Source organism: uncultured Eudoraea sp., from assembly GCF_947258925.1.
In the GTDB taxonomy this organism is placed as follows: domain Bacteria; phylum Bacteroidota; class Bacteroidia; order Flavobacteriales; family Flavobacteriaceae; genus Eudoraea.
The window spans coordinates 1-20,336 of sequence record NZ_CAMYKG010000010.1; the positions used below are offsets into that span (position 1 = coordinate 1).

At 37.5% G+C, this 20,336-nt stretch carries 18 protein-coding genes; 8 read left to right on the top strand and 10 right to left on the bottom strand.

The window, feature by feature from the left end; genetic code table 11:
- From Q0X77_RS04790 to Q0X77_RS04820, 7 genes are all read right to left on the bottom strand, one after another.
- On the bottom strand, positions 1-3,753 hold a 3,753-nt coding region (locus tag Q0X77_RS04790; protein ID WP_366939198.1), incomplete at its 3' end, for a SusC/RagA family TonB-linked outer membrane protein.
- Between the two features lie 237 nt (positions 3,754-3,990).
- Positions 3,991-6,792, bottom strand: a complete 2,802-nt coding sequence (locus tag Q0X77_RS04795) for a triple tyrosine motif-containing protein (protein WP_297793834.1) — start codon at positions 6,790-6,792, stop codon at positions 3,991-3,993.
- 95 nt (positions 6,793-6,887) lie between these two features.
- Positions 6,888-7,163, bottom strand: coding sequence for an ATP-dependent Clp protease adaptor ClpS (locus Q0X77_RS04800; protein ID WP_297793837.1), 276 nt, complete (start codon positions 7,161-7,163; stop codon positions 6,888-6,890).
- Between the two features lie 21 nt (positions 7,164-7,184).
- Complete coding sequence (gene prmA, locus Q0X77_RS04805; protein WP_297793840.1) at positions 7,185-8,018, bottom strand: 50S ribosomal protein L11 methyltransferase; 834 nt, start codon at positions 8,016-8,018, stop codon at positions 7,185-7,187.
- A gap of 7 nt (positions 8,019-8,025) precedes the next feature.
- A complete protein-coding gene (tpiA, locus tag Q0X77_RS04810; RefSeq protein WP_297793842.1) occupies positions 8,026-8,775 on the bottom strand; it encodes a triose-phosphate isomerase in 750 nt (249 codons plus the stop codon).
- Between the two features lie 83 nt (positions 8,776-8,858).
- Positions 8,859-9,956 carry a BT_3928 family protein gene (locus Q0X77_RS04815; protein ID WP_297793845.1) on the bottom strand — a complete coding sequence of 366 codons (1,098 nt, stop codon included), beginning with the start codon at positions 9,954-9,956 and terminating at the stop codon, positions 8,859-8,861.
- Between the two features lie 16 nt (positions 9,957-9,972).
- Entirely contained in the window at positions 9,973-10,518 is a 546-nt protein-coding gene (locus Q0X77_RS04820; RefSeq protein ID WP_297793847.1) for a DUF1599 domain-containing protein, read from the bottom strand.
- Positions 10,519-10,629: 111 nt separating this feature from the next.
- Between Q0X77_RS04820 and folP the strand changes: the two genes are divergently transcribed.
- Genes folP through Q0X77_RS04840 form a run of 4 tightly spaced genes read left to right on the top strand, consistent with a single transcriptional unit; the run spans position 10,630 to position 13,079 of the window.
- On the top strand, positions 10,630-11,463 hold the full coding sequence (gene folP, locus Q0X77_RS04825; RefSeq protein ID WP_297793850.1) for a dihydropteroate synthase: 834 nt from the start codon (positions 10,630-10,632) through the stop codon (positions 11,461-11,463).
- A gap of 45 nt (positions 11,464-11,508) precedes the next feature.
- Positions 11,509-12,294, top strand: a complete 786-nt coding sequence (cdaA, locus tag Q0X77_RS04830; RefSeq protein ID WP_297793853.1) for a diadenylate cyclase CdaA — start codon at positions 11,509-11,511, stop codon at positions 12,292-12,294.
- A gap of 2 nt (positions 12,295-12,296) precedes the next feature.
- The gene (locus Q0X77_RS04835; RefSeq protein WP_297793856.1) at positions 12,297-12,542 is read left to right on the top strand and encodes a DUF3667 domain-containing protein; all 246 of its coding nucleotides are present in this window, start codon (positions 12,297-12,299) and stop codon (positions 12,540-12,542) included.
- Positions 12,543-12,578: 36 nt separating this feature from the next.
- Positions 12,579-13,079 (top strand): hypothetical protein, encoded by a 501-nt coding sequence (locus Q0X77_RS04840; RefSeq protein WP_297793860.1) that lies wholly within the window; start codon positions 12,579-12,581, stop codon positions 13,077-13,079.
- A gap of 6 nt (positions 13,080-13,085) precedes the next feature.
- Here the strand turns inward: Q0X77_RS04840 and Q0X77_RS04845 are convergent, their stop codons facing one another.
- On the bottom strand, positions 13,086-14,852 hold the full coding sequence (locus Q0X77_RS04845) for an ABC transporter ATP-binding protein (RefSeq protein ID WP_297793863.1): 1,767 nt from the start codon (positions 14,850-14,852) through the stop codon (positions 13,086-13,088).
- The gene (truA, locus tag Q0X77_RS04850) at positions 14,845-15,597 is read right to left on the bottom strand and encodes a tRNA pseudouridine(38-40) synthase TruA (RefSeq protein ID WP_297793865.1); all 753 of its coding nucleotides are present in this window, start codon (positions 15,595-15,597) and stop codon (positions 14,845-14,847) included. Before truA ends, Q0X77_RS04845 begins: the two co-directional genes overlap by 8 nt.
- Positions 15,598-15,750: 153 nt before the next feature.
- Here truA and Q0X77_RS04855 point away from each other — a divergent pair, with 153 nt between their 5' ends.
- Positions 15,751-16,245 (top strand): metallophosphoesterase family protein, encoded by a 495-nt coding sequence (locus Q0X77_RS04855; protein WP_297793868.1) that lies wholly within the window; start codon positions 15,751-15,753, stop codon positions 16,243-16,245.
- Between the two features lie 135 nt (positions 16,246-16,380).
- Here the strand turns inward: Q0X77_RS04855 and Q0X77_RS04860 are convergent, their stop codons facing one another.
- Entirely contained in the window at positions 16,381-16,791 is a 411-nt protein-coding gene (locus tag Q0X77_RS04860) for a DUF4293 domain-containing protein (RefSeq protein WP_297793871.1), read from the bottom strand.
- A 327-nt stretch (positions 16,792-17,118) separates the two neighbouring features.
- On the opposite strand from Q0X77_RS04860, the gene rho reads away from it, so the two are divergent.
- From rho to Q0X77_RS04875, 3 genes are all read left to right on the top strand, one after another.
- Positions 17,119-18,699, top strand: coding sequence for a transcription termination factor Rho (gene rho / locus Q0X77_RS04865; RefSeq protein ID WP_297793873.1), 1,581 nt, complete (start codon positions 17,119-17,121; stop codon positions 18,697-18,699).
- Between the two features lie 181 nt (positions 18,700-18,880).
- Positions 18,881-19,606, top strand: a complete 726-nt coding sequence (locus Q0X77_RS04870; protein ID WP_297793876.1) for a hypothetical protein — start codon at positions 18,881-18,883, stop codon at positions 19,604-19,606.
- Positions 19,607-19,646: 40 nt separating this feature from the next.
- The gene (locus Q0X77_RS04875; RefSeq protein ID WP_297793878.1) at positions 19,647-20,330 is read left to right on the top strand and encodes a hypothetical protein; all 684 of its coding nucleotides are present in this window, start codon (positions 19,647-19,649) and stop codon (positions 20,328-20,330) included.
- The last annotated feature ends 6 nt before the right edge of the window (positions 20,331-20,336 follow it).

Below are 20,336 nucleotides of genomic sequence, written 5' to 3' on the forward strand. Positions count from 1 at the left end.
GCATCCAAATCCTGCTCCTTCTTCATCCGTATATTGAACTTCAAAGACAGATTCAATATTATTCTCATTATCATTTTCAAACATTGTACTATAATCGGCAAGTAAGTCATATGGTCCGTTGTTTATAACATCTTCTAAGACTACAGATGCTTCCGAGAACTTATCCTGATACAAATAAACCTTGCCTAAAAGGGCTTGAGCAGCTCCTTTTGTTACACGACCTATTTGATCTTGTGTTACCGGAAGATTTGCCGCAGCAAAAATAAGGTCTTGCTCGATCTGAGCGTAAACATCTGCTTTAGGGGTTCTATCAACCACATCCTGATCCCCGAATAGTAGTCTTTGATCTACTGCGAGAGGAACATCCCCAAACCATTTTACCAATTCAAAATAATAATAAGCTCTAAGGAAAGTAGCTTCCGCAATAATCTTGGTTCTATCGGGGAAGTCTGTCTTATCCTTAAATTCCAAAATGTAATTGGCCCTGTTAACTCCCGCAAACATCCAGCTCCAGATATCTCTTAATTGCGCATTGACAGGGGTATGTGTCATTTTATCCACTTCCTGTATTCCTGGTACATCTGTAGCACTCTCACCACCGGCAACTGTATTATCCGAGGCAATTTCGCCCAATAATACATTGAGGTATGATGATTGTAGCAAATCATAAGCACCAATAAGCGCATCTTCATAATCTTGTTGCGAGTTAAAGAAATTTTCAGAGTCCTCATTAAATAATAAAAAAGTTCTGGGTACCGGATAAAATCCCTGGTCAATTCCAGCCCCAATTGGTGCTCCGGAAGAAGCACTTGGATCATAGCCTTTGTATTTCGTTAAGGTAAACAGGTTGTTTGCCGTAATATAAAAGCGAAGCTTATCTATCCCCACTTTTTCGACTACATCGGCACCTAAAGTATACCCTAATTGTACATTTTGCAGTCTAACAAAGGAGCCATCTTCCACGTAGAAATCTGAAAAAAGAGTATTCTGGGTAGCTCCTGTTGTCACTCTTGGAAAAGAATTTGTAGACCCCTCCCCGGTCCATCTATTCAAGGTGTAAATAGATTTGTTTACCAAGGGTTGATTTCTTTCATAATTTCTAACAATATCGTTTCCTATTGAAGCGAAGGCATAAGCTGTAAAATCGAAGTTTTTGTATTTAGATGAAAAGTTAAGCCCCATAGTTGCATTGGGAATTGGATTTCCAAGATCCGTTCTGTCATCTGAATCTATTTGGCCATCTCCGTTTATATCTACAAATCTCAAATCTCCGGGAGCTGCATCAACCTGAGTGGCATGCGCATCAACTTCTGCCTGATTCTGAAAAATTCCATCGGTTTGCAGCCCAAAGAAATATCCTATAGGTTTTCCTTCTTCCATTCTGGATGGCGGTTCCTGACCTACACCAAAAGATCCTGCAGCAATGAACCCAACGCCATTATTTACAGAAACTACATTATTATTTAAAAAAGTAACATTATAATTGATTCCAAAGGTGAAGTCATTGGAAGAGTTATTGCTATATCCGATAGCAAATTCAAATCCACTGTTCTCCACGAGACCGGCATTTACAACAGGGGGTTGCGATCCCGGAGCAGCAGCCCCTAAAATTCCTGACACAGGGGGTTGCAGTAAAAGTCCATCTGTACGTTTATTAAAGTAATCTGCGGTAATATCAATCCTATTGTCAACCAACCTCATATCTAAACCAATATCCAAGGTCTTTTGTTCTTCCCATTGAATTTCAGGATTAGATAGTACCCCTACTGCCTTTCCAAATACAAGTTGGTTGGAGAAAACATAAGCAGCTTCACCTGATAATACAGATCTAAACGCATTGCTTGGAATTCTATCGTTCCCAACAATACCGTAACTGCCTCTAAACTTCATAAAATCAATAACCTTACTATCCTTTAAAAAAGACTCGTCTGAAGCAACCCATCCAAGGGAACCTGAAGGAAAGTAGCCAAACTTATTATTGGGTCCGAACTTTGAAGATCCGTCCCGCCTTATTATAGCTGAAACCAAGTACTTGCCTTTGTAGTTATATTGCGCCCTTAGGAAGTAAGATAATAATCTGTCCCTGAACTTACCGCTTAATCCGCTATCCTGCAAACCATTTCTCCTATCCACTGTATCCTCTATATCGGCATTTGCAAAGTCTACATCCTGTGTTTCAAAAAATCCCTGCGTCGTCCCGGAGAATACCCCACTGGTTTCAAATATTGACATCCCCAGGGTACCTTTTATATTGTGATCTTCACCGAGGGTTTTATCGTAATTAAGAAAGGCATCAAATGTATAGTCCCGGAAGATATCCTTATTTACGAATAATGTTGGTCTGCCCGTATTGTTAAAAACTTTACCTGAACCATAAAATATGGTAGGATTAAATATTTTTCCTTTTACCTCAGCATAGTTAAACTGAATACTGGCTTCGGCCTTGAAGTCATTTAGGAAATCATAACTTACTCCAAATTTTCCGCTTATTTTATCTACATCTGTCTGATTAAACGTATTTTCAATCTGAGCAAGGGGGTTAATAACCTCATTACCTAAACCTTCTGCGAGGGTAAATTCTCCATTGCGATCTTTAACCGCAAAAGTAGGTGCATTATTCAAGGCATTGAACAACACCGACCCAAGGGCGTTCTCAGGCAGGGTTTTACGTGTGGTACCCGTATATATAAGGTTAGCTACCACATTAAAATCTTTGAAAATTTCTGAATTCAAATTCACCCTGTTGGTAGATCTTCTAAAATTAGCTTTAGGCCCTCCTACTATACCATCTTGCGTTAAATAAGAAGATGCTATTGAGAATGTTGTTTTTTCACCTCCGCCGCTTAATGTAATGTTCTGGTTAAGAATAGGCGCAGTCTGGAATACTTCATCTTGCCAGTCGGTTCCCCTACCTAAAGAAGAAACATCCGGATAAGGTAAAGTACCTCCTCCCGCTGCAAAAGCCTCATTAACAATTATGGCATACTCTGTAGCATCTAATACCGGGATTTGCCTTGAGGTCTGTTGAAATCCTCCCCATGCATCATAACTAAACTTTAATTCGGTATTACGCCTACCTGTTTTAGTAGTAATCAAGATTACACCATTAGCTGCCCTTACACCATATATACCGGCTGTTGCGTCCTTAAGGATATTTATACTTTCAATATCACTGGGGTTAATAACACTCAAATCCTCTATGACATTTCCATCTACTAAAATCAGAGGTCGATTGTCTCCATTAGTGGAAATACCCCTGATACGAATATTTGATCCACTACCCGGTGATCCGGATTCTGCCGTAACCTGTACCCCGGCTACCTGACCTTGCAGGGCTTGTTCAATTCGGGTTGGTGCCAATTCTTCTATACTCTCTGATCCTACTACGGCAACAGCTCCGGTAATTTCTTTTTTAGTTTGTGTACCATAACCCACAACAATCACCTCATCCAAGGCGCTTACATCTTCCTGCAAAATAATTGTAAGTGGATCAGCATTATTTATAGTTACTTCTTGTGTAACAAAACCCAGGTAAGAGAATACAAGTACATCGCCTATACCCATATTGGCAATTACAAAGTTTCCGTCAAAATCTGTGGTTGTCCCTCTTGTTTCCCCCTTAACAATAACATTAACTCCCGGTAAGGGCTGATCAAATGCCACGTCCTTAACAATTCCACTTATGGTAAGATCCTGACTCCAGAGTCCTGAAGTGCAACAAAGGAATGTAAGGACTAAAACAAAGTACTTCATGTGTAGTAATTTTTTGGACTGAAAGATATTCTATCCTTCTCAAAAATTAGTAAATCTTACCCCTACAAAAAACATACATAATAATATTTTGGTAGAGATTTTATGAAATCCGCAAAAAACACCTGAAAATATTATGAGTACCATATTTTATTCTAAATAGCAACAATGCTTGAAAAAATCAAAATAGGGTTGTTGTATAGGTAATGTTGTGGTACTTTATAGGGTTGATGTAGTAGTCTAAAGATGCAGAATGTAGTCGGTAAGGCTATTTTCATGCTTCATTTGTAATTTTTTACGCAATCGATATCGTTTAACCTCTACACTTCTTACAGAAATATTTAGCAAAGGTGCTATTTCCTTTGATGATAGATTTAACCTTAGGTATGCACATAAGCGAAGATCATTTGGCGACAGCTCAGGATGCATTTTCTTAATTTTCTTTAGAAATCCTTTATCGGCATTATTGAATGCCTCCTCAAATAATTTCCAATCGTCTGAATCATTAATATTACGATCTATTGTTCTAATTACCGTTTTTATTTGATGTGTACTTTCTGAATCCTGAAGTTGATCTTTAATTGTATTAAGAAACTCGTTTTTCCTAATGATGCTCATTGTAGAGGCAGCCAATTCACGATTTTTACTTTCAATCTTTAATTTTAATTGCTCGTTCTTGATTTGGATAATTTTCTTCTGTGCCTTTAATTTTTTGCGCTTTAGTTTCTTCTTATTCTCTTGAAGGAGTCGGTTTTGTTTTTTATGATAATAAGCGCGGTATGACCTATGAATTAGAAAACTAATAAGAACAAAGACAAGTATATATAGCAAGATGGCCATATTGGAAAGGTACCAGGGCTTTTTAATGCTAAATGAATAAGAAGCGGTGTTATTTGTCAGGGTATTGCCAACTTTTGCCCTAACATTAAAAACATAGTCTCCATAGGGCAAATTCTTAAAGGAGATTTCCGGAATTGATGACCAACTACTCCAATTGTCATACATTCCATCCAACCTATATTGATAATTCACCTCCGAATATTTATCATATTCTGCTACGTTATATGAAAAATGCAGGTTATTTTCTTCAAATTCAAATTCATTGTCGCCATTGAAAGGGATCTTACTACCTGCCGTATCATAGAATTCCTGGTATATATTACTAATACTAATGGCGTATTCTTTGGACCTAAGCTTTTTTAAATCTAAGGTGATATAACCATTGGTAATTCCTATAAGGTATAAATGCTCATTCAATGGGGTAATGAATTCAAATCCCGGAACCCCCAGATCTCTTCGAAAAAATGAGGGAACTGCTATCCGAACTGCGGTTGGCTCATTATCAAACTTACCCGGAGACACATAAACAATATTAGATTCTGTGAACCCCCATAACTTATTAGCAATATTATCAGCGCTCAATACACCAATAATTGGATCATCCTCATTAAATAGCTTCCCCGTTAATAAGGTATCTAAATAAAACTTATGCTCCTCCTTTTGATATTTAAAAACCCCATTATTTGTAGTATACAGGGGATTACTATTATATGAAATTAGGCTGGAACCAATCCCTTTTGAAGTTTCTTCTTTAATATTAATTACACTTCTGAAGTCCTCATCAACGGATATTTTAAAAATTCCTTTGTACTCATGATTCACCAAAATATACCTTTCCTCAATTCTTTCTATAAACCTGCTTGAAATGTCAAATCCCTCTATTTTATTTCTAAACTGCCAAATATCATTTGATTTCTGAATAACACTTAAACCAGTATAATTGCCCTGCAGAATTAATTCAGGATTATCTGATAAGGGCTTTAAATCCCATGTCCCCGGGAAATCCGAAATTTTTCTTGCCGTATTATCGTCAATGACAAAAGTTCCTGCATTGTGGCCGCAAAACAAAGTGTTTCCTATAACCCTAAGGCACCACACCTGTCCGTTCGTTTTTTTTACAAACTCAAAATCTCCTTCTTCATCCTGTCTTTTATAAAATAAACCCTGATTTGTTCCCAGATAAAGGATACCCTTATAAATAACAGCAGTATAAACAACCCCCAGCTTTCCTATTTTATCAATATATTCATTAAAGGGAGAATTTAAATTTATGCTACTTATCCCATTATCCAATCCGAGCCAAAGATTGTTTTCCATATCTTCAAATATGGAAAGCACTGTATTGTTATTGAGGCCTTTCTGCTGGTTAATTTTTCGAATAACCTCTCCACTATCATTCAATTGATAAATTCCATTAGAAATAGTTCCTAAAATGAAACTCCCGTCCTCAAGGCGTAAACTGCTATAAACATTAACGGACGACAATTCTTTACTCCCCTTAATGTTCCATCTTTCAAGACCATCTGGGGTAAGGAAGTAAAACTCACCGCGTTCTGTAAGAATTAGTACCCGGTCATTACGATTAAACACCCCAATAACAATATTTTCCCTGATTAAAGTGTCATCAGAGACCAGAACAGATCTTCCATTTTCAATCTTAAATATGCCCTCATTTACCTTTTGAAAATAGATCGTACCGTCTACATTAAATATTTCTGCCCTAATACTCCTGGCTTCGAGAATATTAAAAGATTTCTCCTTGGTATCATAAATATATATGCGATCTAAAGACTGAAACAATAGCCATTTCTCAAATTCCAAAATATTCCAGAATTGTTCATCTTCAATTAAATCTTCCTTAAGCTGATTGGTCAGTGAGAAATAAATCAAATTGCCAAACTCGTTTCTCTTCCAATATCCAAACTCCATATAGCATCCGGTGTAAATTAGATCTTCAACTACGTGAACCGATCTTATTAATGTGCCATTTGGAGAAGGATACAATTTCCATTGGGCGCCATTAAATTCAAGCAACCCATCGTTATTGGCCACATATATCAACTTTTCACCGGACTGGGATATAGCCCAATTTTGAGTTCCTGCATCATAATCTATTGGAGCATAATTCTGAATAGGGGGTAATTCCTGAGTAAAACCCCGGAAATTGGAAAATAATAACAGAAGAATAAAGGTTATTCTCAAACTATGGATATAAAGAGGAACTATTCTTTTACATGTTTTTTATTAGGTAAGAAAAGACTATTAGCCCAAATAATGAACCCGAAGAACATGCAAATTCAGACAATCTCAGCACTTAATCCGGCCTGTAATAACTTGGTACAACGAGGTTCCAAGTCTTTATACTCGCCGGTTTTAACTGTACATTTACCTTTGTAATGAACTATTAGTGAACATTGTTCTGCCTGTTCTGCAGTATGTTCACAAACATCAATTAAGGTATAAATTACATGTTCAAACGTATTTACTTCATCATTGAACAATACAATTTCATTTTGTTTTACCGTCTCCTCATCCAAAAGTAGTTCTTCGGAGACTTTTTCCTTAGTACTCATGCAGATAGGTTTTTGTTTGAACTAAAATACATATTTTGCAGCAACCCAGTTATTTTTTTCCAAATTTTCTTGAAATGAGAGGCCCTGGGCAGCACATTCCTTTGAAATCAAGGCAAGATCCTCTTTATAAAATCCACTTAGAAGCAATATGCCCCCTTTTACTAAATGCTTTGAATAGATTGAGATATCTGAAAGTAAAATATTGCGGTTAATGTTTGCTAAGATGATATCATAGCTTTGATTTGTTAACAAAGCGGCATCCCCTTCCAAGACTGTTATCCCATCACAGCTATTTCCAGAAACATTTTCCAAGGCATTCAGATAGCTCCAGTTATCTATGTCAATGGCATCAATAGAATGAGCTCCCTTCATCGAAGCCAAGATAGCAAGGACGCCAGTACCGCAACCCATATCCAACACGTTTTTACCCTCAATATTCAGTGTTAAAATAAATTTAAGCATCATATGCGTAGTTTCATGATGCCCGGTACCAAAACTCATTTTTGGTGTTATCACTATATCAAAATCTACATCCGATCTATCATGAAACGGAGCTCTCACCATACACTGATTATCAACGAGGATAGGATCAAAGTTCTTTTCCCATTGTTCATTCCAGTTTGCCTGGGCAATTTCACCAACTTCATAGGTAATACTAAAATCCGTATTTGAAAGAATCTGCACATCTTTTAAATCGATGGGATTCCATAATTCCTTTTTAATATATGCCTGCATCCCTTCCTTTGTTTCAACAAAACTGTCAAAACCTATTTCACCCAGCTCTGCCATTAAGATATCTGTAGCAGGCTGTAATGGATGTACCGTAAATTTTAATTCAAGAAAGCGTTCCTGCATCCTGAGTTCAAATAGCCTGAATAATAGATATAAAGTTATCTGCCACCAGGGCAGCGCCTCCAATTAAACCACCATCTACATCCTGTTTTGAAAAAATTTCCCGTGCATTAGATGGTTTTACACTACCACCATATAAAATTGATACTTCATTGGCTATTGATGCGTTATAAGCATCAGTAATCGTTTTTCTGATAAAGGCATGCATTTCCTGCGCCTGTTCCGGAGAAGCAGTTTCGCCGGTACCAATAGCCCAAACAGGTTCATAAGCAAGTACGATATGCTGCCAGGCTTCAGCAGGTAAATCAAAAAGACCATTTTTTAGCTGGGATTCCACAACGCTAAAATGATTCCCGGCCTTACGTTCTTCCAACTCCTCTCCAAAGCAAAATATTACCCTCATATTCTTCGCCAATGCTGCTTTCACTTTCTTAGACAGCAATTCATCTGTTTCTCCAAAGTACGCCCTGCGCTCTGAATGTCCTATGATAACCAGATCTACATCGATATTCAGGAGCATATCTGCCGATATTTCTCCGGTATATGCACCATTTTCTGCGAAATGCATGTTCTGGGCGGCAACTTTTATCTTGGATGATTTGAGCATACGTGAGGAATCTGCCAGATTTACAAAAGTGGGTGCCACGATAACTTCTGCTTCAGTAGCAGGTAATTTTTCAGATAATTCCTCCAATAAGGCCTTGGTTTCACTTAAGTTCTTATTCATTTTCCAGTTTCCGGCAACTATTTTACTTCTCATTTTTTAGTTCTTTTATGTTTACAATAGGTGTTCTCTAATTCTAATTGTTATAACAGTTGATTAAGTTCAGGTTAGCTGAAAACTTATTCAATTATCAAATCCTCAATATCATTATAATGTACTTTTTGAGTAATAGTACCATTCTTAAGAGTTAGAATACCGGGATTGGATCTGACGATGGTTTTTAAAGTAGTCTCATCTGTAAAATAAAATTCAAATCCCAATTGGTATTCCTGTATTATTCTATTCGTCCATTCACTATTAGAAGCCGACATTCCAATAACCTTATAACCCTGGTTAACGGCTCTATCGGCTATTGCTTTTACTTTTTCAAAAGCTACATATTCACTTTTGGAAAGGTCATAAGTAACCACCATTAGTAATTTAGCCTCCTGCATCAATAGTGGGGTAAAATCCTCCCCCTCCTGTTCAATAGTAAAGTCGTGAATAGGAGGTTCGTAACCCTTCTGAATTTCTTTGGTTTCCACGTCAATGAATTCCCCGTCAACATCAGGGTACTCTCCATTGGTGACGACTACTAATTCTTTCCCATTGTTCTTAAATTTCCAGGAATATTCATAAATGGGTTTCGGTGCATCTTCAGGAAATCGCATCCCATCTTCTATATTTGCCCCGACTTTATAAGCCCTGAAGTCGAATACCGGTAAATGATTTAGCACATGGTTTCCAAATAGAATACAAATGACTACAGCTACCAAAGCAATAATTTGCTGCACTTTCTGACTAAAGAGAGGCTTTATATATTGACTGCCAAAATATAAAATCAGGATGAGTACCAGCAGGATTATGTCTTTGGTAAATGATTCCCAGGGCGTTAATTTAATAGCGTCTCCAAAACATCCACAATCCGTTACTTTATTAAAATAAGCCGAATAAAAGGTAAGAAAAGTAAAAAACAGGATCATGATTAACAGGCTCCATATTGTAAAACTCTTACGATACCCTATTAAGAGGAAAACACCTAAAACTACTTCAAAAATGACTACAAAGATTGAAATAGCAAGGGCATATGGCATTAAAAATGGCAAATCGAGAACTCCCTGACTAAAATATTCCTCCAGTTTGAATGAAAAGCCTACCGGATCATTAAGTTTTATAAAACCGCTGATTATAAATAGCACTCCAACAAATACTCGCGAAAAGCCTACCAAATGTTTCATACTATTAAAAGAATTTTTATTGTGTGGAATCATTCATATGAATCATGGCAAAAATTGAATAGTTTATTATATCCTGATAATTTGCCTCAATGCCTTCACTAACCAAAGTTTTGCCTTTATTATCTTCAATTTGCTTAACCCTCAATAATTTTTGAATAATCAGATCTGTCAACGAACTTATTCTCATGTCTCTCCATGCTTCCCCGTAATCATGATTCTTCTTCTCCATGAGTAATTTAGTAATCTCAACTTGTTTATTGTATAAATCGAGGGCTTCTGCAGGAGCAAGATCTGGTTCCTGAGCAACACCTTTCTCTAGTTGAATGAGGGCCATAATGGCATAGTTTATAATACCAATAAATTCTGACTTTTCACCTTCATCTACTTTGCGAACCTCGTTTTCCTGCAGACTTCTGATGCGTTGGGCCTTAATATAAATTTGATCCGTTAAAGAAGGTAGTCTTAAAATTCGCCAGGCACTTCCGTAATCTTTCATTTTCTTTGAAAACAGGTCCCGACAAGTAGTTATGATGCCATCGTATTGTTCCGAGGTTTGCTGCATGTAAATTGTTCTAATTTGCGTAAATTTCGCTCAAAATAATGGAAACATCAAAGTTCGGATAATCTTGGTCTTCAAAATAATTTGCGCTCCAAAATAGATTAAAAATATCCAATGACAATAAATTGTAAAGGCAGGTTAATTGATTTAAAAAAGCCCAAAGTTATGGGCATATTAAATGTTACGCCAGATTCTTTTTACGATGGGGGAAAATACAGGGATGAAGCCGCTATTCTTAAACAAACTGAGAAAATGCTTGATGAGGGAGCCACATTTATAGACCTCGGAGCCTACAGTTCCAGGCCAGGCGCAGCTCATATTTCCGAAGAAGAAGAATTAAGCAGGATTCTGCCCATTGTGGAGCTGCTATTGAAGACTTTTCCTGATATTTATCTGTCCATAGACACCTTTCGCAGTAAAGTAGCACAGCGCTGTCTTGAGATGGGTGCTTCCCTGATCAATGATATCTCCGCGGGGAATTTGGATAAAAACATGCTGCAGACCATTTCTGAGCATAAGGTGCCTTATATTATGATGCACATGAAAGGAACACCACAAAACATGACAAAACAGGCTAATTATAGCAATATCATAGAAGATGTCATTTATTTTTTGTCTGAAAAAGTAGCTCTTGCCAATTCCCTGGGAATTAATGACATCATTCTTGATCCCGGATTTGGGTTTGCGAAGACCCCGGCTCAGAGTTTTTTCCTGTTACAGCACTTAAACCTTTTTAAGACTTTCCGGTTGCCAATCCTTGTAGGTTTGAGCCGAAAGTCCATGATCTATAAGACTTTGGGTATACAGCCTGATGAGGCGTTGAACGGTACCACTGCATTAAACACCTTTGCATTGACCAAAGGCGCCAATATTTTAAGGGTCCATGACGTTAAAGAAGCAGTGGAATGCATAGAATTAATGCAGGCAGTAGAGCAAATTGAAGATTAATTTTTTGTTTACCTATTTTTTCTAATTTTACAAAAACTACAAGGATTGGACTTTTTTAACTTTCTGGATTTAAAGATCACGGACATTATAGACATCCTCCTTGTGGCTATACTGCTCTATTATATCTACAAACTGGTACGAGGTACTGTTGCTATCAATATTTTTATTGGAATCGTAATAGTATGGGGGTTTTGGAAATTAACCCAGTTATTGGATATGAAAATGATTAGCAGTATTGTTGGTGGTTTCATGTCTGTTGGGTTAATTGCTTTAATTGTTGTTTTCCAGCAGGAAATACGGAAATTTCTTCTTATGGTCGGGTCTACCAATTTGTCCAATAAACGGAACTTTGTAAAGCGATTTAAATTCTTAAGGCAGGATAGTAATTCTTCAACACTGGATATCGATGCTATTCTAAAAGCATGTGACAGAATGAGCAGAAGCAGAACAGGTGCCATTTTAGTTATAAAAAGAAGTAATTCACTGGATTTTGTAAAATCATCCGGGGATCAGATGAATGTAGAAGTTAACCAACCTATTATAGAAAGTATTTTTTATAAAAATAGTCCTTTACATGACGGGGCGGCCATTATTGAAAATAATATCATAACAGCTACCCGGGTTATTCTTCCCTTATCCAATGAACGTAATATTCCTCTGCGCTTTGGCTTAAGGCACAGGGCCGCTGTGGGGATTACAGAGCGAACAGATGCTATTGCACTCGTTGTTAGTGAAGAAACAGGATCTATTTCTTATATCAATAATGGCGCATTTGTTTCCTATAAAGATTTAACCGAACTGGCGAACCTTATCAAGGTAGATATCATTTAGGTATGGAATGCAAAAACTGCGGTACAACCCTAAACGAAGATGTTAACTATTGTTCCAATTGTGGGGCCAGAATAATTCGCAAGAGGCTTACCTTTAAAAACCTGTCGCATGACCTTATTGAGCGTTATTTTGATCTTGACAATACTTTTCTCAGGACCTTTATACATATGTTCACAAAACCAGAACAGGTAATTGAAGGTTATATCTCTGGCATCCGAAGAAAGTATCTAAATCCGATAAGTTATTAAGGAATTGCATTAACACTATCCGGTCTTACAATTTATTTGATACAGAAAGTTTTTGATGTAAAGTTCGATCTAGACGTCTATCGTGAAGGCGTAAATCCTGAATTGACTCAAAAGATAATGCCAATTGTGATGGACTTTTCGTCTTTAGTCTTTGTTTTATTTATCCCACTCCTGGCAATTGCCGGTTGGTTGACTTTTAACAGAAAACGATATGTCTTTTCAGAATACATAATTGTGTTCCTTTACACATTACCGCATTGGAGTATTATTTCTTTTCCAATAAGTCTGAGTGTGATAATATTCACTCCTGATGATTATTTAAAGCTGTCTACTATTATGCTTCCTGCGATGATAGCTTTCTCAATATATGTAATGCAAAGGATAAATAGGTTTAAGACAGGCAAATTTATTCTTAGAATGTGTCTTTTTCTAGTTTTGGCATTTTTGGGCTATTTGGGAATAGTTATTGTTTTCTATTCGATACTTTTCGCAACCGGAACAATTAACTTAGAAGACTTTAAACCGGTAGAGCAGTAAAAACGGTTAAGCTACTTCCTCAGCCATAAACTGCGCCTCATAGAGGTTATTGTAATAACCGCCTTTTTTGAGTAACTCCTTGTGCGTACCACTCTCCACAATTTTCCCAGCGTCCATGACCAGAATTTTATCCGCTTTCTTTACGGTGGCAAGTCGGTGCGCAATAATAATGGAAGTCCTGCCAGAAGTGATTTTTTCCGTAGCCTTTTGGATAAGCTGCTCAGAATAGGTATCTATAGAGGAAGTAGCCTCATCGAGGATTAGGATACTGGGATTGCTCACATAGGCCCTCAGAAAGGCAATGAGCTGTCTCTGACCACTTGATAACATGGTTCCCCGCTCCTTTACGTTATATAGGTATCCACCGGGCAGACTGCTGATAAACTCATGCACACCTATTTGTTTTGCAGCATCTTCTATACTTTCTAAAGAAACATTTTTATCCCTCAGTGATATGTTATTTGCAATGGTATCTGCAAAGAGAAAGACATCCTGAAGCACCACTGCAATGTTTCTGCGAAGGGAAGATAATTTGTAGTCTGCTATATTAACGCTATCTACCAGGATTTCACCTGAATTAATTTCATAAAAACGATTCAACAGATTTATGATCGTGGATTTTCCGGCACCTGTTGCCCCAACTATGGCTACTGTCTGACCTACTTTTACATCGAAAGAGATCCCATGCAATACTTCCTCATCTTCCAAATAACCGAAGTGAACATTGGAAAATTTAATATTCCCCAGAACATGATCCTTTTCTAAAGTGCCCTTATCTTCTATATGACTGTCGGTATCCAGGATTTTAAAAACCCTGTTTGCAGCTACCATCCCCATTTGAAGCGTATTAAACTTATCTGCTATTTGTCTTAGTGGTTGAAATAACATGCCTGACAAGAGAATAAAGGCAAAAATTGTCCCGTATTCGTCTGCTTCAATATTGGTTACGTTCTGAAGTCCTCCGTACCATACTATCAATCCAATGGTAATGGATGAAACGAAATCGGCAATAGGAAAGAAAAAAGAATTGTACCAGACCGTTTTAAGCCAGGCATTCATATGCTTCTTGTTTATTTCCCTGAACTTGTCACTTTCAATTTTTTCACGCGTAAAGAGCTGAACGATCTTCATTCCCGTAATACGCTCCTGCACAAAGGAATTGAGATTAGAAACCTCTGCCCTTACATCTATAAAAGCCTTTTTCATAGCACGCTGAAAGATTCGGGTAGCATATAAAATTACAGGAAGGACAGCAAAAACAATAAGCGCCAATTTCCAGTTCAGAACCAGCATTACTCCGGCTACAACAAACATTTTCAGAAGATCGGAGACAATGACAAAAAATCCCTGGCTAAAAATTTCCCCAATACGCTGTAAATCCGCTACTGCCCGCGTAACCAGTAGTCCAATTGAGGAGTTATCGAAATATTTCATTTTAAACCCGATCATTTTCCTGAACAGGTAAATCCGGATATCCCTGATTACAGATTCCCCCAGCCAATTGGCATAATAATTAAAACACAACTGGCTTATAACCTGTCCCAATAATACTGAGCCCAAAGCCATGATAAGAAACAATAACTTTTCAGAGTCGCTCTGCTTTATGGCTCCATCAATAATTTCACCTACTATCAGAGGTGTTAACACTGCAAAACCGGAAATTAGAATAGCAGCCAGGGCTACCCCAAAAAAGGTAAGTCTGTAGGGCCCGGTAAACGCCAAAACGCGTTTAAATAATCTAAAGTCAAATGCTTTTCCGGTGTCTTTATCCATTAAATTCCAGAATGGTTGAAGGGTATATAACTTTCGTCAAATATAAGCCTTTTGCCGGGACAGAAGCGCCGGCCGAGCGCCTATCCTTGCTTTTTATAATAGTCTTAACATCTTCAGAAGTGATTTTTCCCATCCCAACATCGAGCAGGGTTCCGACTATAGCGCGTACCATATTCCTAAGAAACCGGTCTGCCGTAATGCTAAAAACAAGTCGCTCTTCCTCCATATTCCAGGATGCTAAACTAATGTTGCAGATGAAAGTTCTTACATCGGTGTTGGATTTGGAAAAGCATTCAAAATCTTTATAATCGAGCAATAAAGCCGCTGCTGCGTCCATTGCTTTAATATCCAAAGGATATTTAATATAGTGTGCTGTATCCTTATAAAACGGATTCTTTTCCTGTACAATCCAATACTCGTAAGTACGCTCCAAGGCGTCAAAACGGGCATGTGCTTCTTCAGGAACCTTAAAGATCCTTTGGATGGCAATATCATCAGGTAAAAAGGAATTTAACCTGTATGAGAGATCTTCCAGGTCGGGGATTTCAGGGAAATCAAAATGGGCAAACATACTTTTTGCATGTACTCCCGCATCGGTCCTGCCCGCGCCAACAACACTAAGAGGCATTTTTAAGAGTGTACTTAAGGATTCTTCTATTATTTGTTGAACAGAAATCGCATTGGGTTGCCTTTGCCAACCGTGATATGACAGCCCGAAGTATGAAAAAGCGATAAAATATCTCAATCGATTAGTCTATTTTTGTGATAGGCAAAGATAACGAAGTTGGACATTAGAAATGGGTGCTTTGAATTTGTCTAAATCTATACAAACTTTAATGCCTTTATAGGATAAGTTTATTTAATGGCCAACCACAGATTATATCATTCGCTGAACTAAATGACGCACATTTTACTACTATCAGACACACATGGCTATATAGATGATACCATTCTAAAATATGCCAGGCAGGCGGATGAAATCTGGCATGCAGGCGATATTGGTTCCTTTAAGGTAACCGATGCGCTGGCAGCACTAAGACCTGTCCGTGCGGTTCACGGGAATATTGATGATCACAAAATTCAAAAGGAGTTTCCTTTAAATAACCGTTTTAAATGCGAGAATGTTTCGGTATGGATGACCCATATTGGCGGCTATCCCAACAGGTACGATAGGAGGATTCGGGATGAAATAAGGCGCAATCCCCCTAAACTTTTTATATCCGGGCATTCACACATTCTAAAGGTGATGTGGGATAAGAAGTTAAACTTATTACATATGAATCCGGGTTCTTGCGGAAAGAATGGATTTCATCAGATCAGAACTATGTTACGTTTTGATATTGACGGGCAAGAAATAAAGAACCTGGAAGTAATAGAGTTAGGAAAGCGCTAGGGATTGAGGTATTGTTGGAGCTCTTGCGCATTGAGCGGAAAGCGACTACCAAAAGCCCATATTTAAAACGTAAAACCCTGAAGCAGAGATAAACATACTTCAGGGTTACGCACTAATACTACTAAGATATCAGGTTTAACGTAAGCGATCAACAGATTTTACAAGATCTTCATCCTTCTTTATAGCCCTGTTGGCCAGGACTAAAAAAACGATAGAAAATACAGGAATCAGCATCCCAATACCCTTCTCAGAGACCGAGGTCTCTCCGGATAAGTTTAGCGATCGGTAAACGAAAAATCCTAGTAAAAAAAGATGTAATATTATATTCAACCTGTTAAAAACAAATTGATTTTTTCGGTTCTTAAATAAAAATATAGAAATAAGGGTTAAGGCAGAGGAAACTAAAAAGGCTATGGCTATCCAGGGAATATCCGAGGCAAAAACCTCATTGCTTTCAGTTTCTGTCCAAAGGCTTACATAAAATGGTAATCCCCCTGTAATAAGAGTAACCAAAATTAAATAAACAGTTTGTATTCGCTGAATCATGGTTTATCTAAAAATAGAAATGCAAAAGTACATGTCTTTTAAAATATAACCATGGAATATAAAGTAAAAAATACTGTCGTAAGGAGATACAATTTGTATAATTTAAGGTAGTGCCTTTATAAATATGAGCTATTTATAGGATTTAAAGGGTTAAGCAGAACGCAGGAGAATTAAATTAATAAATAATATGCGGTGATTTGTTTAAAATAATTCGTAATATTGTGACGTTAGTAGTTCTAACACTTACCTATTGGGATCTCAATCCCATGTAATACCCAAAATATCAACATACTTCAATTTTATATATTATAACTTATTCAATACTCAATGTTTGAGATTTCAGATTTAAAAGCAAAAAAGCTGCCTGAGCTTCAGGATATTGCTAAAAATTTAAACGTCCCTAAATATAAGACGTTAAAAAAACTGGATTTGGTATATCAAATCCTAGACTTACAAGCCAGTAATCCGCAAGCTGTGAAAAGCACCACAGTAGCCGTAAAGGAAAAAGAAACGGCCCCGGTTCACAGACCTGATGTTGCAAAGAGCGTCAGGAAAGCTCCCCAAAAGACCCAAACATCTGAGGATAAGGGGGCTAAACCTAAGCCAAAGCAACATAGTTCCCAGCAAAGCGGTTCTTCGCATCATCCTAAAAAAGAGCATCCAAAAAGCAGTACTCAACACAGTAAGGGTCAGCAAGGAAAAAAACCTCAGCACCATAAAAATGGGCAAGACAGCAAGAACAGTAACTTTGATAAGGACCTGAAAAATAAATACAAGCAGCCCGAATACGAATTTGACAGTATTATTGAAAGCGAAGGTGTTCTGGATATCATGCAGGATGGTTATGGTTTTCTCAGATCTTCGGATTATAATTACCTTTCTTCTCCTGATGACATCTATGTTTCCCAGTCGCAAATAAGGCTATTTGGCCTGAAGACGGGAGATACGGTTTTAGGAAACGTACGTCCGCCAAAAGAAGGAGAAAAATATTTTCCTTTAATTAAGGTGAACAAAATTAATGGAATGGATCCTCAGGTAGTGCGGGACAGGGTTTCTTTTGAACACCTGACACCTTTGTTCCCTCAGGAAAAATTTAAGTTGGCCGAACGTCAAAGTAACCTTTCCACACGAATTATAGATTTGTTTTCACCTATAGGCAAGGGGCAAAGAGGAATGATTGTTTCCCAGCCTAAAACGGGTAAAACAATGCTTTTAAAAGATATTGCCAATGCTATTGCCGCAAATCACCCGGAAGTTTATCAGATTATTCTGTTAATCGACGAACGGCCTGAAGAAGTTACCGATATGCAGCGGAATGTGAGTGGTGAAGTTGTTGCCTCTACTTTTGATAAAGAAGCAACAGAGCATGTGCGCGTAGCCAATATTGTACTTCATAAAGCAAAAAGGCTGGTAGAATGCGGACATGATGTAGTAATCCTTCTGGATTCCATTACCAGGCTTGCACGGGCCTATAATACCGTTCAACCCGCTTCGGGAAAAGTTCTCAGTGGAGGTGTAGATGCAAATGCACTACATAAGCCCAAACGATTTTTTGGAGCAGCCCGAAATATTGAGAATGGAGGTTCATTGTCTATTATCGCTACGGCCCTTACGGAAACCGGATCTAAAATGGACGAGGTTATCTTTGAGGAATTTAAAGGAACCGGTAATATGGAATTGCAGCTAGACAGGCGCATAAGTAACCGCAGGATATTCCCTGCTATAGACCTTATTTCATCTTCGACAAGAAGGGATGACCTTTTATTAGATGAAAATACCATTCAAAGGATGTGGATTATGCGAAAATACCTTGCGGATATGAATCCTGTGGAGGCTATGGAATTTATGGAACAGCGCATAAAGCAAACGAAAAATAATGAGGAGTTTTTGATGACTATGAGTCAATAAAAATCATCCTCGATTAAAGAAAATCCCAATGGTAGCAAATCATTGGGATTTTTTTATTCCGGATATCTACTGTGGCTATTTGTAAGTCAATTCTCTATTTTAATAGAATAAGTGTTACATTTAGGAATAGAAAAACGGTTCCCCAAAAGTTTAATTAATATATGTCTATAATTTTAGAACCATGAAAAATTTTAAAAAAAATGTTCCGTTTGCGCTCTTCTTCACTTATGCGGCTCTTTTTGTATTCACCGCTTGCGGTGACCAAAAAACGAAAGAAGCGGAAACTGTTGAAAAAATTGAAGAAGTAAAAGCTCCCGAACAGATTATTTCTGTAGAACAGGCAAGGAAAATGTACCAGAGCTATACGGAACGAAGAGTGCCCCTAATTCAGAATTACGAAAAATCACAAGAGCTACAAAAACAAGAACAACCTAAAGTCAAGGACTCTTTCGATGTTGCCCGATATGTCTATTATGATTACCAGACCATCAAAGACTATTTGGCCTATATAGAACAAGAAGCTGCAAAAGCTGATATTGAAATCTCAACATTACGTTTTTATTTCTCCAATTACCCCGATGAGGCCAGGTTTGAAGATGGAAATCCAGTAATTCATCCCAGACAAAATTCTATATTTATTTTACCTGCATCAACTGTAGATAATGCACAATATGGTTTTTATCTTAAGGAACAGGAAGATGGCTCCCTGAGGCCGGCCTATTTAAGTTGGGATTTATCTCCTTATATTCCTGAAGGAATGGGTGCCGTACATAAGAATGACAAATCATTTGCTTCTATGGGACCAAATTTCAACAATGCGAATACCTCAACTATGAGCCCATTGCAATTTGGAGGTGGTAGTACCATTTTAAACGAAGGCAGCTCTGCGCCTCCACCAAGAAAATAAATTTCTTGACCAACCTAATAAATAACCATTAAATCTGAGTTTGCTGGATTCAATTTTGGAATATATATACCTGCCATTGTATGGCATTGTCTTATTGCTATCTCTTTGGAGGTATCCAAGGTACTATGATACCCCCTTGCGCTTTTTACCTGTTTTGTTAATGTATACTTTTCTAACGGAAATACTGGGGCAATTTATTAGAGAAAATGATGAGATTAGCCTTATATTCAAGGAGATCTATTACAATAACAATTGGCTTATTTTCAACATCTACAATATTGTATTTTTTCTGTATTTCTATTTTGTCTACTACTCTTATGTCTCTAATAAAAATCATAGAAAACTTATAAAAGCAGGAGCAGTTGTATTTTTGGTCATATCGATCGTGAACCTATTTTTTCAATCCTTTGCCACGAAACCGCAACTGGCCTCTTATATTGCAGGCGCCTTAATTTTAATTAGTTGTATCTTTTTTTATCGAAGGCATTTAAAGAAGCACTTCGGGGTATCATTTTTAAAAAGGGATCTTTTGTCCTGGCTAAGTCTTGGAATCCTCATTTTCTATGTGGGTTACCTTCCTATTAAAATAAGCAGGAATTATCCTGAATTATACGAATTTGGCACCTGGCTCAGGGAGGCACACCTGATTCTGATTGTGGCAATGAACGTTTGTTTTGCTTACGGATTTATTAATATGAGGAGGCGAAAACTATTAACCAAATAAGGCAAT

Excerpts from the sequence above, each read along its gene's own strand:
- Q0X77_RS04800 (WP_297793837.1), bottom strand. The coding sequence starts at position 7,163 with ATGAGTACTAAGGAAAAAGTCTCCGAAGAACTACTTTTGGATGAGGAG.
- prmA (WP_297793840.1), bottom strand. The coding sequence starts at position 8,018 with ATGCAGGAACGCTTTCTTGAATTAAAATTTACGGTACATCCATTACAG.
- tpiA (WP_297793842.1), bottom strand. The coding sequence starts at position 8,775 with ATGAGAAGTAAAATAGTTGCCGGAAACTGGAAAATGAATAAGAACTTA.
- Q0X77_RS04815 (WP_297793845.1), bottom strand. The coding sequence starts at position 9,956 with ATGAAACATTTGGTAGGCTTTTCGCGAGTATTTGTTGGAGTGCTATTT.
- Q0X77_RS04820 (WP_297793847.1), bottom strand. The coding sequence starts at position 10,518 with ATGCAGCAAACCTCGGAACAATACGATGGCATCATAACTACTTGTCGG.
- folP (WP_297793850.1), top strand. The coding sequence starts at position 10,630 with ATGACAATAAATTGTAAAGGCAGGTTAATTGATTTAAAAAAGCCCAAA.
- Q0X77_RS04835 (WP_297793856.1), top strand. The coding sequence starts at position 12,297 with ATGGAATGCAAAAACTGCGGTACAACCCTAAACGAAGATGTTAACTAT.
- Q0X77_RS04845 (WP_297793863.1), bottom strand. The coding sequence starts at position 14,852 with ATGGATAAAGACACCGGAAAAGCATTTGACTTTAGATTATTTAAACGC.
- Q0X77_RS04855 (WP_297793868.1), top strand. The coding sequence starts at position 15,751 with ATGACGCACATTTTACTACTATCAGACACACATGGCTATATAGATGAT.
- Q0X77_RS04860 (WP_297793871.1), bottom strand. The coding sequence starts at position 16,791 with ATGATTCAGCGAATACAAACTGTTTATTTAATTTTGGTTACTCTTATT.
- rho (WP_297793873.1), top strand. The coding sequence starts at position 17,119 with ATGTTTGAGATTTCAGATTTAAAAGCAAAAAAGCTGCCTGAGCTTCAG.
- Q0X77_RS04870 (WP_297793876.1), top strand. The coding sequence starts at position 18,881 with ATGAAAAATTTTAAAAAAAATGTTCCGTTTGCGCTCTTCTTCACTTAT.